This window comes from Silanimonas sp., from assembly GCF_027531545.1.
In the GTDB taxonomy this organism is placed as follows: Bacteria; Pseudomonadota; Gammaproteobacteria; order Xanthomonadales; family Xanthomonadaceae; genus Silanimonas.
The window spans coordinates 109,575-122,720 of sequence record NZ_JAPZSC010000020.1 but is presented as its reverse complement, the minus strand read 5'-3'; the positions used below and the strand labels follow the sequence as shown (position 1 = coordinate 122,720).

12 protein-coding genes are annotated in these 13,146 nt (G+C 71.3%); 6 read left to right on the top strand and 6 right to left on the bottom strand.

Translation table 11 applies throughout. The annotated features are described in order from the left end of the window. Window positions 1-2 precede the first annotated feature (2 nt). Complete coding sequence (locus O9280_RS13295; RefSeq protein WP_298343640.1) at window positions 3-710, bottom strand: LytTR family DNA-binding domain-containing protein; 708 nt, start codon at window positions 708-710, stop codon at window positions 3-5. A 42-nt stretch (window positions 711-752) separates the two neighbouring features. Next, on the bottom strand, window positions 753-917 hold the full coding sequence (locus O9280_RS13290; RefSeq protein ID WP_298343637.1) for a hypothetical protein: 165 nt from the start codon (window positions 915-917) through the stop codon (window positions 753-755). 179 nt (window positions 918-1,096) lie between these two features. On the opposite strand from O9280_RS13290, the gene O9280_RS13285 reads away from it, so the two are divergent. From O9280_RS13285 to O9280_RS13260, 6 genes are all read left to right on the top strand, one after another. Further along, window positions 1,097-2,293 carry an acyltransferase gene (locus O9280_RS13285; protein ID WP_298343635.1) on the top strand — a complete coding sequence of 399 codons (1,197 nt, stop codon included), beginning with the start codon at window positions 1,097-1,099 and terminating at the stop codon, window positions 2,291-2,293. Window positions 2,294-2,412: 119 nt separating this feature from the next. Continuing rightward, the gene (locus O9280_RS13280; protein WP_298343633.1) at window positions 2,413-2,736 is read left to right on the top strand and encodes a hypothetical protein; all 324 of its coding nucleotides are present in this window, start codon (window positions 2,413-2,415) and stop codon (window positions 2,734-2,736) included. 89 nt (window positions 2,737-2,825) lie between these two features. After that, window positions 2,826-3,866 carry an ATP-binding protein gene (locus O9280_RS13275; RefSeq protein ID WP_298343631.1) on the top strand — a complete coding sequence of 347 codons (1,041 nt, stop codon included), beginning with the start codon at window positions 2,826-2,828 and terminating at the stop codon, window positions 3,864-3,866. Next, window positions 3,863-5,299, top strand: a complete 1,437-nt coding sequence (gene ntrC / locus O9280_RS13270) for a nitrogen regulation protein NR(I) (protein WP_298343629.1) — start codon at window positions 3,863-3,865, stop codon at window positions 5,297-5,299. Before O9280_RS13275 ends, ntrC begins: the two co-directional genes overlap by 4 nt. Further along, window positions 5,296-5,634, top strand: coding sequence for an antibiotic biosynthesis monooxygenase (locus tag O9280_RS13265; protein WP_298343626.1), 339 nt, complete (start codon window positions 5,296-5,298; stop codon window positions 5,632-5,634). Before ntrC ends, O9280_RS13265 begins: the two co-directional genes overlap by 4 nt. Beyond that, entirely contained in the window at window positions 5,631-6,095 is a 465-nt protein-coding gene (locus O9280_RS13260) for a GNAT family N-acetyltransferase (RefSeq protein WP_298343620.1), read from the top strand. Before O9280_RS13265 ends, O9280_RS13260 begins: the two co-directional genes overlap by 4 nt. A gap of 6 nt (window positions 6,096-6,101) precedes the next feature. Here the strand turns inward: O9280_RS13260 and O9280_RS13255 are convergent, their stop codons facing one another. The 4 genes from O9280_RS13255 to O9280_RS13240 form a co-directional block, all read right to left on the bottom strand. Continuing rightward, complete coding sequence (locus tag O9280_RS13255; RefSeq protein WP_298343615.1) at window positions 6,102-8,303, bottom strand: EAL domain-containing protein; 2,202 nt, start codon at window positions 8,301-8,303, stop codon at window positions 6,102-6,104. Next, window positions 8,300-11,116 carry an ATP-binding protein gene (locus O9280_RS13250; RefSeq protein ID WP_298343612.1) on the bottom strand — a complete coding sequence of 939 codons (2,817 nt, stop codon included), beginning with the start codon at window positions 11,114-11,116 and terminating at the stop codon, window positions 8,300-8,302. Before O9280_RS13250 ends, O9280_RS13255 begins: the two co-directional genes overlap by 4 nt. After that, the gene (locus O9280_RS13245; protein WP_343228760.1) at window positions 11,113-12,000 is read right to left on the bottom strand and encodes an ABC transporter substrate-binding protein; all 888 of its coding nucleotides are present in this window, start codon (window positions 11,998-12,000) and stop codon (window positions 11,113-11,115) included. The genes O9280_RS13250 and O9280_RS13245 overlap by 4 nt, the downstream gene beginning before the upstream one ends. Window positions 12,001-12,191: 191 nt before the next feature. After that, the gene (locus tag O9280_RS13240) at window positions 12,192-13,094 is read right to left on the bottom strand and encodes a hypothetical protein (RefSeq protein WP_298343607.1); all 903 of its coding nucleotides are present in this window, start codon (window positions 13,092-13,094) and stop codon (window positions 12,192-12,194) included. Window positions 13,095-13,146: the final 52 nt, after the last annotated feature.

Sequence of the window (13,146 nt, the reverse complement as noted above, 5' to 3'; positions counted from 1 at the left end):
CGTCAGCCCTTGATCCGATCCTTCAGTTGGCTGCGGTAGCGGCGGCTGCAAGGCACCACCAGCCCGGAACGCAGCTGCAAGCTCGCTTCGCCGCCCTCGCCGGCCGCCACCGAAGCGATGGCATCGATGCGGACGATCGCGCTCCGGTGCACGCGCAGGAAGCGTTCGGTGGAGAGCTGTGCTTCGAGTTGTGCCAGCGTGCTGCGCAGCGGGTAGACGGCCCCTCCCACATGCAGGTTGGCGTAGTTCCCGCTCGCCAACGCGGCCTCGATACGCTCGGCCTCGACGATGAACTCCCGCCCCAGCTTCCTTACGACGAAGCGCTGGGGTAGGCGCGCGTCGGTCGGGGCTATGGCCGGTAGCGCAGCGTCGGATGCGGTCGGGAGGGCATCAACGTCCGGCTCGTCCAGCAGGCGGGCTTCGCCCTGCGCCAGCCGCATCAGGGACCGCGAGTAGTGGAAGACCACGACCAGCAGCGCATAGCTGCGGGCGTCCTTGAGGTACTCGTAAAGCAGTTCGCGAGGCCAATCGCCGAAGTCGTAGTCGGCGCCCTGCAAGGCATACACCGCCTCGCGCATCGCCACCATGCCGCCCACGTGCAGCAAGCAGTAGGCAACCGACAGGCCCGCGTGACAAAAGAGATGGTGGCGCAGTTCGCCCCAGCGCAGCGGCCAGCGCGCCTCGGCCCAGCCGACCAGCGCGACGAGCATGAGTGAGGACAGCGCGCTCGTTCCCTGCCAGGTGGGGATTTCTCACGGATCCGTGTCGATGCCGAGCCGCGCGTACTCCATCTGCATCGTGCGCGTCTCGAACCAGCCCGACAGCATGTAGACCACGCTCCACGCCAGCGCCGCAACGAGGAGAGGGCGGCGGTGGAGGGCGAGCAGCCAGCGCTCGAACAGCGGGACGGGAGGCATCGGCGCAGTCTAGTGGGGGCCCTGCGCGTGGTGGCGGCGGCTCGTCCCCGGAGGACCGCCATTCGTCCCGTCGTCGACGCGTGCCGTGCTGGTGCTCCCCGGATTCCGGCGTTCCGTCACCGCACCCGTCCGGGCCGCGGGGGCATCACCCACGCTGGTGCCTCCCCTCGGAGAAGCCCATGCCCGCCGCCCACCGCCGCCACGACATCGACGCGCTCCGCGTGCTCGCCTTCGGCCTGCTGGTGCTCTACCACGTGGGCCTCGTCTACGTGGCGGACTGGGACTACCACATCAAGTCCGCGCACCAGACCGCCTGGCTGGAGGTGCCGATGACGCTGCTCAACCGCTGGCGCATGCCCCTGCTGTTCCTCCTGTCGGGCATCGCCCTTGGCCTGGCGCGGCCGTGGTCGACGCCGTGGCGCGCCATCGGCCAGCGCAGTCGCCGCCTGCTGCTGCCGCTGCTGGTCGGGATGCTGCTGGTGGTGCCAGTCCAGCCCTACATCGAAGCCCTGCGCGGCAGCCATGTGCCGCCGGGCTACTTCGACTTCCTGGGCCTCTACTTCGGCGGCCACCCGTGGCCCGAGGACGCCTTCGGCGGCTGGGCCTACGGCATCACCTGGAACCACCTGTGGTTCCTGCCCTACGCGTGGCTCTACGGTGCGCTCGCCTTGGCCGTGGCCTTCGTCTGGCGCTCCCGGGCCGGCCATGCCGCCATCGCGGCCGTCCACCGCGCGCCGCTGCCCGTGCTCTGGCTCGGGCTCGCGCTGCCCGCGGCCTTGGCGATGAACCTGTTGGCCGACGCCTGTCCCGACCGGAAGGACTTCTTCCCGGATCTCTACAACCATTCCCACTACGGCGCCGTCTTCCTGTTCGGCCTGCTGCTCGGTTCGGGCGATGGGGTCTGGGAAACCCTCCGGCGCGCGCGTTGGTGGAGCCTCGGGGCTTCGGTGGTGCTCGCGCTCGCCTACGTCCCTTGGCTGTTCGCGGTGGACGATCGCCTGCCGCCTTGGGAGGTCTGGAGCTTGCGCAGCCTGCGCGCCGCTTACATGGCGGCGGTCCTGCTGGGCTTGCTGGGTTGGGCGCGCCACGCCCTCGACCGGCCGTGGCCGGGCCTCGCCTACGCCAACGAGGCCGTGCTGCCTTGGCACGTGGTCCACCAGAGCCTGATCGTGCCGCTTGCATGGTGGGCGGGACAGCGAGGGCTCGGGCCGCTGGCGGACGTCGCGGTGGTGCTCGGGGGCACGGTGTTCGGTTGTCTGCTGCTCCACGAGTTTGCGGTACGCCGCTGGGCGCCAATGCGCTGGCTCTTCGGACTGGCGCCCCGACGCGAAGACCGGGCGGAGGCATTCGACCAGCAGCAGCGCCTCGGGCGTTGATCGGTGGGCTCGGCGGCCGGGGTGCTTGCGCGACCGCGGCCTGCCCGGCAGGCTGCCCGGCGAGGGCGATGGGACGCTGTTCGCCCCGACCTGTCCGGCCCACGATCACGGAGACCCCCATGCGCCACCTGCTGCCGTTCGTCCTGCTTGCCCTTTCCGCCACGCCGGCCCTTGCCGAGGACTACAGCTTCACGGTCGAGAACAACGCCAACCAGCGCATCGTGGAAATCGAGGTGTCCGAGGACGACGCGTCCTGGGCCCCGTTCGACATCGGCTCCGGCATCGCCTCCGGCGACTCGGCCGAACTGGTCTGGGACCAGAGCACCAATGCCAGCAACTGCGAGTGGCGGTTCCGCGCCACGTTCGAGGGTGGCGAGACCCTGGACTCCGACTGGGTCGACTTCTGCGAAGACGACGTCGTGATCTACTTCGATCTCGACTGACGCCCGCGCGGGCCGACAGCCCCGGTCGTGTCACCCCGGCCGGGCCGTACCGAGCATCAAATGCCCGATGCTGGTGCGATACTGCGGCCATGCCCGCCGACCTCGCCGCCTTCGATCGCCTCGCCACGCCGCTGTTCTGGCTCGATGCCGAAGGCCGAATCCTGGCCACGAATCCGGCCTTCGCGAGCTGGCTAGGTGTCAGTGCCCGCCGGCTGATCGGCCTCGGCCTCGCTGAGCTCGACGGCGGCGAGCGCATCGTTTCGGCCCTGCCGCGCGTGCCCTACGACGAGCAGGCGCTGCGCCTGCAGCGCGTGGGCCTCGGCTTCGGTGGCCTGACGGCGCGCTTCGCCGACGTCTGGTGCGTGCGCGAAGAGGGGGGCGTGCGCGTCGAACTGCATCCGGTCGAGGAGTTCCCCGGGGAAGATCCGGTCACCGCGCTGCCGCAGGCGCTGAGCGCCTCGCTGCGCGGACTGGCGCATGAGCTGCGCAATCCGCTCGCGGGCCTGAAAGGCGCGGCGCAGCTGCTGTCGCGACGCACCAGCGACGCCGACAGCCGCGAACTCGTCGGCCTCATCGCCAGCGAAGTCGAGCGCCTCAACGGCCTCGTGGACCGCATCCTGCATCCCGCCGCGCCGCGGCCCTTCGAGGCGATGAACATCCATGCCGTGCTGGAGCGCGTACGCCAGCTCGCCGAAGCCGAGGCCGGCTGGTCGGTGAAGGTGGTGCGCGACTACGACCCCAGCCTGCCCGACCTGTTGGGTGACGCTGACCGGCTGACGCAGGCGGTGTGGAACCTCGTGCGCAACGCGCTCGAGAGCGGTGCCACCACCGTGGGCCTGCGCACGCGCGCCGAACACCAGGTGCTGATCGGAGATCGCAGCCATCGCCTCGCGGTGCGCGTCGAGGTGGGCGACGACGGCCGCGGCGTGCCCGAGGATCTCGTCGAGCGCCTCTTCCTGCCGTTGGTGTCCGGCCGTGCGGACGGCACCGGCCTCGGCCTGCCCTTGGCGCAGCAGATCGCGCGCGAGCATGGCGGCTCGCTGGCCTATCGATCGCGCCCGGGCCACACGGTGTTCACCGTGCTGTTGCCACTGCCCGATCCCGATGAGGGCGCGGAGGCCACGACGTGAGCCCGCGCATCTTCGTCGTCGATGACGACCGCACCGTGCGCTTCGTGCTGGCCGAGGCCCTGCGCGATGCCGGCTTCGCCGTGCAGGCTTTCGACAGCGCCGATGCCGCGCTGGCCGCCTTGGGCGCCGGCGAACGCGCCGACCTCGTGTTCACCGACGTGCGCATGCCGGGCACCGGCGGCCTCGATTTCCTCGAAGCCCTGCGCCGTCGCGATGCGACGCTGCCGGTCGTCGTGATGAGTGCCTACACCGACGTCGCGACCACGGCCGGCGCCTTCCGCGGCGGTGCGCGCGACTACCTGCCGAAGCCCTTCGATCTCGACGCGCCGGTGCAGCTCGCGCGCGACCTGCTCAAGGCACGCGAGGGCGCCGTCGCGAAGGCCGCCGGACCCGAGGCCCCGGCGCCGGAGCCCGAAGGGCCGCCGCAGCTGGTCGGCGGCAGCGCGCCGATGCGCGATCTGTTCCGCGCCATCGGTCGCTACGCGCAGCTGCCGCTGGCCGTGCTCGTCACCGGCGAAACCGGCACCGGCAAGGAACTCGTCGCGCGGGCGCTGCATGCCGAGTCGCCGCGCGCGGCGCGGCCGTTCGTGGCCCTGAACACCGCGGCGATCCCCGCCGAGCTGCTCGAATCCGAACTCTTCGGCCACGAGGCCGGCGCGTTCACCGGCGCCACCAAGCGCCACGTCGGCCGCTTCGAGCAGGCCGACGGCGGCACGCTGTTCCTCGACGAGATCGGCGACATGCCCGCAGGCCTGCAGACGCGCCTGCTGCGCGTGCTGGCCGAAGGCGAATTCTTCCGTGTCGGCGGCCGCGAACTCATTCGCGTCGACGTGCGCGTGATCGCCGCCACCCACCAGGACCTCGCCGCGCGCGTCCGCGAAGGGCGCTTCCGCGAGGACCTGCTGCACCGCCTCGACGTGCTGCGCCTCAGCCTGCCGCCGCTGCGCGAGCGCCGCGAGGACATCCCGCTGCTCGCCGCGCGCTTCGTCAACGAAGCCGCGCAGGCGATGGGCCTCGGCACGCGTCGGCTCGCCACCGCGGCGATCGAACGCCTGCAGCAGCATGCCTTCCCGGGCAACGTGCGCGAGCTGCGCAACCTCTGCTTCCGCCTCGTGGCGCTCGCTGCCAGCGAACGGATTCCCGCCGCCGCGGTCGATGCCGCGCTGCGCGATGCCGGCGTGGCGAGCGTGGGTTCCGGCGAGCCGGATTCGGCATGGCGCCAGGCGCTCGAAGCCGCGGTGCAAGCGCGCTTGGCACAGGGCACACAGGGCTTCGCCGAGGCGCTGCGCGAGGCCTTCGACGAAACACTCCTCGCCACCGCGCTCGCGCACCATCGCGGGCATCGTCAACGCGCCGCCGAGCAGCTCGGCATCGGCCGCAACACCGTCGCCCGCAAGCTCGGCCCGGGGCGGCGCGGCAGGAAGCCCGGATGACGCCCCCGTACATCGCCGTGATCTTCAGTTCGCAGCGCCGCGTCGATGACGACGGCTACGCCGCGATGGCCGAACGCATGGTGGCGCTGGCCGCTGCCCAGCCGGGCTTCCTCGGCATCGAGAGTGCGCGCGGCGCCGACGGCTTCGGCATCACTGTCTCGTATTGGCGTGACGAGGACGCGGTGCGCGCGTGGAAGCGCGACGTCGACCACCTCGACGCCCAGCGCCGCGGCCGCGAGCACTGGTACGCCCGCTACGCCGTCCGCATCGCCCGCGTCGAGCGCGCCTACGGTCTCGACTCCGACGCCCCCTTGCCGCCAACCGAGCGCCCATGAGCCCGACCACGATCCGCACCGCCACGTCCGCCGACCTCGAAACCCTCGCCCGCTGGGCCGAGGCCATGGCGCTGGAAACCGAAGCCAAGGTGCTCGACGCGGCGACGATCCGCGCCGGCATCGCCGCCGGCCTCGCCGACCCGCACAAGGCGCGCTACCTCGTCGCCGAACACGACGGCCGGGCCGTGGGCACGCTGATGCTCACCACCGAATGGAGTGATTGGCGCAACGGCTGGTGGTGGTGGATCCAGAGCGTGTTCGTCGCCGAAGAAGCACGCCGCCTCGGCGTGTTTCGCTCGCTCTACGCGCATGTGGAGCACGAGGCCCGCGCCACGCCGGGCGTGTGCGGCCTGCGCCTGTACGTCGAGAACGACAACGCGCGTGCGCAGGCCACGTATGCGGCGCTCGGCATGCGTGATGCGCATTACCGTGTGTTCGAAGCGGAGTTCCAGCGCGGCTGAGGCGGCTCAGCCCTTCCCGCGCTGCGCCAGCCACTGCCTCAGCATCGCCTCCGGCATCGGCCGGGCGTGCCAGTAGCCCTGGCCCAGTTCGCAGCCGAGCGCCCCCATCAGCCGGGACTGTTCCTCGGTTTCGATGCCCTCGGCCACCGTCGACAAGCCCAGTCGGCGCGCCAACCCCACGATGCACTCGACGAAGGCCTCATCGGGGCCTTCGCTGCGCTCGGAAACGAAGCGGCGGTCGATCTTCAGCGCATCCACCGGCAAGGCGCGAAGCTGCGCCAGTGACGAATAGCCGGTGCCGAAGTCGTCGATCGCGACGCGGACACCCAAGCTGCGGAGATGCTCGAGGCTGCGGCGCAGCACCAGCGCCTCGTCCATCGCGATGGATTCGGTGATCTCGAGTTCCAGCCGATCGCCGGCGAGGCCATGGCGCTGCAGGGTTCGTTCGACCATCGCAATGAAGCCGGGATCCCGCAGCTGGGGCATCGCGACGTTGACGGCCATGCGCGCCGGCACCGTGCCGCCGCTGCCCAGCCCGGCGAGCATCCCGCAGGCGCGGTCGAGCACGAACTCGCCCATCGGCACGATCAGCCCGGAGTACTCCGTGAGGGGGATGAACACATTGGGCGGCTGCACCCAGCCGCCGCGGCCATCGGGCCAGCGCATCAGGGCCTCCACGGCGTGCGTCCGGCCATCGGCCAGCCCCACCTGCGGCTGGTACCACACTTCCAGGCGGTCGCCTTCCAGGTCGCGGCGCAGTTGCCCCAGCATCCCGAGCCGCTGCCGCGTGTGTTCGGCGAGGCCGGCCTGGTAGAGCAGGGCCGAGTCGTTGAGGCTGCGCTTCGCCGCCTTCAGCGCGATGTTGGCGTGTCGCAGCGCGGTGACGCCGTCGGTGCAGTCGCCGAGGTCGCACAGCCCGAGGGTGACGCGCGCCGGTGTCAGGTGTTCGCCACAGGCGAAGGGCTGTTCGAAGGCGGCCTGCGGCTCGGACGGCGCGAGGCGTTCCGCATCACCCACCACCGCGAACACGTCGGCACCGATGCGGGCGAGCGAGGCGTGCCCGCCGAAGCGTTCGCGCAGGCGCTGGCCGACCGCGCTCAGCAGCAGGTCGCCCGCCTCTTGGCCGAGGCCGTCGTTGAAGTCGGTGAAGTGGTCGATGTCCACCAGCACCAGGCGCAGGTCCTGCCGTCCGGCCACGCCGTCGAGCTCGCGCAGCAGGCCGGAGCGGTTCATCAGGCCGGTAAGCGGGTCGCGGAAGGCGAGCCGGTGCACTTCCTCGAAATGCTGCAGGTTGCTGAAGCAGGCCGAGAGGTTCGAGGCGAACACTTCGAGCAGCTGGTGGTCGACGTCGTTGAGGCGCGTCGGCGTGGCGACGTAGATCGCCGCCTCGCGCTCGCGCGTCGAGAGGTAGAGCACGCTGTAGTCGTCACCGTGGACGTTGCGGCGTTCGCGCAGTGCCCGGGCGATGGCCGCCACCACCGGTTCGGCATGGAGGTCGGAGAGCGGGTGCCACACCGCGCCGGCGAGGGCGCCGGCGGCACCAACCACGTACAGGCGGTTGTCGTTCGGGTCGAGCGGCGAGCCGCGCTGGGCGCAGACGATGCCGTCGATCGGACCGCGCAGCAGGGCCTTGGCCTGCGTGAGCACGCCCTCGGCGAAATTGGCCAGCCCTTGCGGCTGCAGCAGGCTCGGCGAGGAGCGCACGATCAACTCGAGGCCACGGCGGCTCTCGTCGATGGTGCGGATCTGCTCGTGGCTCTTTACCGCCGAAGTGATGGCGGTGATCAGGCGCGTGCGCGAAAGCTCGGCCTTGGTGAAGTAGTCGTTGATGTCGTAGCGCGCGAACACGCTGAGCTCGGGCGCGTAGCCGGGCTGGCCGGTGCGCAGCACGATGCGCGTGGCGGCGAGTTCGCAGTCGTTGCGGATGAAGTCGACGAGGTCGAGCCCGGCGTTCTCGGTTTCCATCACGACGTCGAGCAGGATCACCGCCGGGATGTCGAGGGTGGGCAGAACGCGCCGGGCCTCGGTGGCGGAGAACAGGTGCACCAGTTCGAGGGGCCGGCCGTGTACGTGCACATGGCGCAGCGCGAAGCGCGTGGCCTCGTGCACTTCCTCGTCGTCGTCGACCACCACGATGCACCAACCGGGCACCGCGCTATCGACGCCTTCCTCCGCTTCCTTGGCGAAGCTGATCCACTCGTCGTTCATCCGCGCGTCTCCTCTCCGGCGGCCGGGGCGACCACCGGCAATTCCACGATGAAGCTGGCTCCCGGTCCAGCGCCGTCCAGCAACTCGATGCTGCCGCCCAGCCGGCCGTGCACGAGGTTGTACACCAGGTACAGGCCGAGTCCGCTGCCGCCCTGCCCGAGTTTGGTGGTGAAGAAGGGGTCGAAAACCCGATGCCGGAGCGCCGGGGGAATGCCCAGCCCGTCATCGGCGTAGCGCAGGCGGATGCGGGGCCCCGCCGCCTCGGCCGAGATTCGGATCACGCCGGCGCGCCCAGCCTCGAAGCCGTGCACGAGGCTGTTTTCGATGAGGTTGGTGAGCACCTGCTCCAGGGGGCCGGGATAGCTCTCGAGCAGCAGCCCGGCCGGGATCTCGACCTCGACCCGGTGCGGGGAGCGCTTCAGCCGTGGGCTGAGCGTGGAGAGCACGTCCTCCACCAGGGCGGCGAGGTCGAACTCCCGGCGCCGCACGCTGGCCTGGTCCACCGCCACCTGCTTGAAGTGGCTGATCAGGGCGGCGGCGCGCTGCAGGTTGCGTTCGATGAGCTCGGTGGCCTCGCTGTTCTCGGCCACGAAGCGATCGAGCGCCGAACGCCTCACCGCGCCCTTGGCCAGCACGTCGGCGAATTGGCGATGGATGTCGTTGAGGGCGGTCGAGACCGTCAGCGCGTTGCCGATCGGCGTGTTCAGCTCGTGCGCGACGCCGGCGACCAGGCTGCCCAGCGAGGCCAGCTTCTCGCGCTGCACCAGCTGTTCCATGGCCTGCGAGAGCGAGGCGTTCGCCGCTTCGAGCTCGCGCGTGCGCTCCGCCACGCGGTTCTCGAGGGTGTCGGCGAGCCGCTGCAGGTCCTCCTCGGCGATGACGCGCTCCAGCTCGGCGGCCACGCGCGGCTGGAACAGGTCCAGAAGCCGCGCCGCGGCGCTGTCCGCGCCCAGGGGCTGACCATGCAGCACGGCCAGCACGCCGATCGGCCGGCCATGGCTGTCATCCAGCCGGCGACCGATGTAGGACCGCAAGCCGCGGGCCGCGAGTGTCGCATCGTCAGGGAATCGCTGGGTGACGCCGTCCAGCACCTCGATCTGGCCCTCCGCCAGCACGGCCGCGCTGGGGGTGCCGGTGATGGCGAAGTCCGCCCGCTCGCTGGGTCCGTCGCGGTGAGCCAGCGCCAGCGACGTCAGTCGCGTCGGCGGCATTCCCTGGTAGCGGCCGATCATCACCCGTTCGACGTCCAGCAAGCGCGCAAGGCCGGTGGCGAGGGCGAGGAAGAAGTCGCCGCCGACCCGCGCTTCGATCCGTCCTCGCAGCAGGGCCATGGCCTGGTTGGCCGTCTCCCGCTCGGTCACGTCGAACATCACGCCAGTGAGTTGGGTGGGGCGACCCGCGGCGTCGGTATGCACGCTGCCCAGTTCCCAAACCCAGCGCGTCTCACCGTCCCGGTCGCGGATCCGGTAGTTCAGCTGGTACTTGCCCAGGCGGATCGTGGCGTCTGAAATCGCCGCCTCGCAGTGCGCCATGTCGTCGGGGTGGATCAGCCGGGCGAAGTGCTGGCCGTCACCGGCCAGCAGGTCGGAGGCCGTGAAGCCGGTGAGGGCCACGATTTGCGGGCTCAGGAACTCCATCGGCCAACCGGGGGCGTTGCCGCAGCGATACACCGCCGCGGGCAACTGTTCGACGAGATCGAGGTACTGCTCCTTGCTGGCCCTCAGCGCCGTCTCGGCGTCGCGGCGTTGATGCAACTCTTTGGAGAGCGTGCCGATGGTTTCGCGCAGCCGCGCCGCGAGCGCATCGAGCGCCTCGCCAAGTCGGCGGGCCTCCTCGGCGCCGGGCCAACGCGGCACCGGGCTGTAGTCGCCTTCGGCCAACCGTCGGGCAACATCGCTGAACCCGGCGAGCGGAGCCGCGATGCGGCGACCCAGCAGCAGGGAGGCGCCGAGCAGCAGCACCAACAGCAGCACGGTCTCCAGCACCCATTGGCGATTCAACTGGTCCTGCGGTGCGACCCATTCCGGCAAGGGCTGGCGCACCACCACGCGCCAGGGCGCATTCGGCACCGGCTTGATGGCCACGCGTTCGTTGCCGACCGTAAGCACGCGCTCCGCCCTGCTGCCGTCGGCGTTCGCACCCAAGGCAAGTTCGGCATTGCCGAGGGCGCCGACGCTGGCCAGCGTGCGGCCCTCCTCGTCCATGAGCGTGGCCGACAGGCCGGGCGTCGCGACGAGGGCCGCGGCCATCACCTGGCCGAGCACGGCCGGCTCCATGCGCATCCGCAGGACGCCGCGACGCTTTTCGTCCGCATCGCGCACGAGTGCGGTGAAGTAGAGCGCCGGCCGGCGTTCGCCCGCTGCGGTGTAGGGGCCGACCATCTGCGGATGGCCGGAGGCCACCACCCGCAGGAACCAGGGCTCCAGTGACTCGTCGCGGCCGAGGTTCACCGCCTGCGAGTCCTGCACCACGCGGCCCTCGAGGTCGAGCACGCCGATGGCGCCGATGTTTACCGTGTCGCGGCTGGTCATGGCGGCGAAGAAGCGGCTCAGGCGCAGCGGCGACGGCGGCGCGCTGCCCGACAGCATCTCCTCGAAGATCGGCAGGCGGGCATCGGCGCGCACGCTCTCCAGCCAGCGCGTCCGCGTGGCGGCGAGCAGGGCCGCGAGCTCGTCGGCATTGCCGGAGAGCAGCAGGTCGCCGTTGCGCGCGGCATCGTCGCGGCGGTCGGCGAGGCTGCCCGCGTTCACGAGGATGAGTGGAAGCGCGGCGAAAGCGAGGATCGCCGCGGCGACGCGGGTGCGGGCCTTCATGGCGTGGGCGCGGCCTCGGGCAGCACCGCCGGGTCGAACATCGCCGCCGGGTCTGGCGGCGTGCTCAGGCTGCCGCGTTCGATGAAGAACGCGGTGTAGCGCTCGATCAGCGAGGCCAGCGGGGAATCGGCGCCGCCCGCCATGGCATGACGGTTGTCGTCGAGCGAATACAGCTTCACTCCGGCCAGCGAGACGGTCGCGGCGTCCAGCCCGAGGGCGGCGGCGGCCGCGGCGTTGCCGGCCGCCGGGTCGGCGCGCCAACGGCGTTCCGCTTCGAACCAGGCCCGCACGAAGCCCTGGTGTGCCTCGGGCTGGCGTTCCAACCCGGCACGCGTGGCCAGCACCACGTCGAGGATGAGGCCGGGCGTGTCCGCGCTGCTGAACACCGGGGTCGCGCCGGCTGCCGCGGCTTGATCTGCGTAGGGCTGCCAGGTGTGGCCGAAATCGATGCGGCCCTCGGCCAGCGCCGCGGGCACCTCGGACGCGTCGACGTTCGACCAGAGCACGTCGCCGGGGGCGATGCCCTCGCGCTCCAGCCAAGCCCGGATGAACAGCTCACCGAAACCGCCAAGGTTGGTGCCCAAGCGCGGCGGGGCCGCGGGGTCGGCGCCGACGGTGGGTGCGCGCAGCAGCTGGTCGCCACCGGACGACTCGTCCGCGACCAGCAGCACCACGAGGTCGGGTCGGCTTCGCGAGAGGGTGATGGCGTCGCCCAGCGACACCGCGATGAGGTCGTAATGGCCGGCGGCGAACTCGGCGATCAGGCCATTGGTGTCGCGCGTGGCCACCACCTCGAGGTCGACGCCTTCCGCGGCCATCAGGCCTTCGTGCTCGGCGATGACCGCGGGGAAGTACCCGGCCCAAAGGTCCATGCCCAGGCGCATCGGCGTGGGTGCACTGGGGGCGTCGGCGGTTCCGCACGCGCACAAAAACGCCGTCAAGAGCGCTATTGCGCGCCAGCCCGACTTGCCTTGCGTCGCCACCGCCGTACGCATGCCCGGTTCCTGCGTGAGGCTTCCGAGCTTCGACTATAGCCTCGGGCGAGGCCGGAGTTGGTGACGCAGCGCGTCAGGGCTCAGCCGCGCAGGATGGCGCGCGCGTCCTTCCCGACCGGGCAGTGGGCGAAGGTCACCTCGAGGCCATGGGCGCCCAGTACCGCGGCGATCTGCCGCTGCCGGGCTTCGAAGTGCTCGAACAGGCGCTCCATGCCCTCGGCGCCGAGCTTGCCGGCGTCCACGCCGGGCGGCACGAAGCCGCCGAGCGCCCAGGCGTCGGCATCGATCAGCGCGATCTGCGCCGCGCCGTTGGCGTAGCGCACCAGCGGCTCGGGCGGGGCATCGAGCCACAGCTCCTCGTCATCGCCGAACAGCGCGGCCTCGATCATCGGCCACAGGCCGGCGAGGCCCGCGTGCTCGTACTGCATGGCCATCATCGCCATCAGGTCGTGCAGGGTGAGGTAACGCATGTGCTCGACGCGCAGGCCGAAGGCCGACTGCGTCGCCAGCGCCGTGCCGGCGTTGGCCATCCCGGTGTCGAGCAGGCGCTCCTCCAGCGCTTCCCCGACGCGCTTCACGGCGTCGGCCGGCCCACGCAGCAGGAAGGGCAGCACGCGAAGCGGGCCGCCGGCGAGGTCGGTTTGCGGTGCAAGGTCGGCGGGCAGGCCGTCGGTGCCTGCGCCGAAGGCGATCACTCGGCCACCGGCCTCGCCCGGCACGCGAGCCGCGTAGGCCTCCAGCAGCGCGTGGCGCGGCACGTTCGGCCGGAGGATTTCCGACGGGTCGTAGAGCGCCGCGGCCACGACGAGGTCGAGCGAGGCGGTTTCGGCCACCACGCGGGCGAGGTCGGCGGCGATACCGGCCGCCCAGTCGCCGGCTTCGGCCTGCGGCAGCGCGTTGCGCCCGACCGGCGCCTCGCCGGCCAGCTCGATGGCGATCACGCCCAGGGTGGTCAGCACTTCCGGGGTCGGCATTCGGCTCATGGGCTTGGGCGGCTCGGCGGGGCGGTCTAACCTATTGTGGTCCAAAGTCACC

What these genes read in the sequence shown, in the direction of transcription:
- O9280_RS13295 (WP_298343640.1), bottom strand. Translation starts at nt 710, where the DNA reads ATGCTCGTCGCGCTGGTCGGCTGGGCCGAGGCGCGCTGGCCGCTGCGC.
- O9280_RS13290 (WP_298343637.1), bottom strand. Translation starts at nt 917, where the DNA reads ATGCCTCCCGTCCCGCTGTTCGAGCGCTGGCTGCTCGCCCTCCACCGC.
- O9280_RS13285 (WP_298343635.1), top strand. Translation starts at nt 1,097, where the DNA reads ATGCCCGCCGCCCACCGCCGCCACGACATCGACGCGCTCCGCGTGCTC.
- O9280_RS13280 (WP_298343633.1), top strand. Translation starts at nt 2,413, where the DNA reads ATGCGCCACCTGCTGCCGTTCGTCCTGCTTGCCCTTTCCGCCACGCCG.
- O9280_RS13275 (WP_298343631.1), top strand. Translation starts at nt 2,826, where the DNA reads ATGCCCGCCGACCTCGCCGCCTTCGATCGCCTCGCCACGCCGCTGTTC.
- O9280_RS13265 (WP_298343626.1), top strand. Translation starts at nt 5,296, where the DNA reads ATGACGCCCCCGTACATCGCCGTGATCTTCAGTTCGCAGCGCCGCGTC.
- O9280_RS13260 (WP_298343620.1), top strand. Translation starts at nt 5,631, where the DNA reads ATGAGCCCGACCACGATCCGCACCGCCACGTCCGCCGACCTCGAAACC.
- O9280_RS13255 (WP_298343615.1), bottom strand. Translation starts at nt 8,303, where the DNA reads ATGAACGACGAGTGGATCAGCTTCGCCAAGGAAGCGGAGGAAGGCGTC.
- O9280_RS13250 (WP_298343612.1), bottom strand. Translation starts at nt 11,116, where the DNA reads ATGAAGGCCCGCACCCGCGTCGCCGCGGCGATCCTCGCTTTCGCCGCG.
- O9280_RS13245 (WP_343228760.1), bottom strand. Translation starts at nt 12,000, where the DNA reads ATGCGCCTGGGCATGGACCTTTGGGCCGGGTACTTCCCCGCGGTCATC.
- O9280_RS13240 (WP_298343607.1), bottom strand. Translation starts at nt 13,094, where the DNA reads ATGAGCCGAATGCCGACCCCGGAAGTGCTGACCACCCTGGGCGTGATC.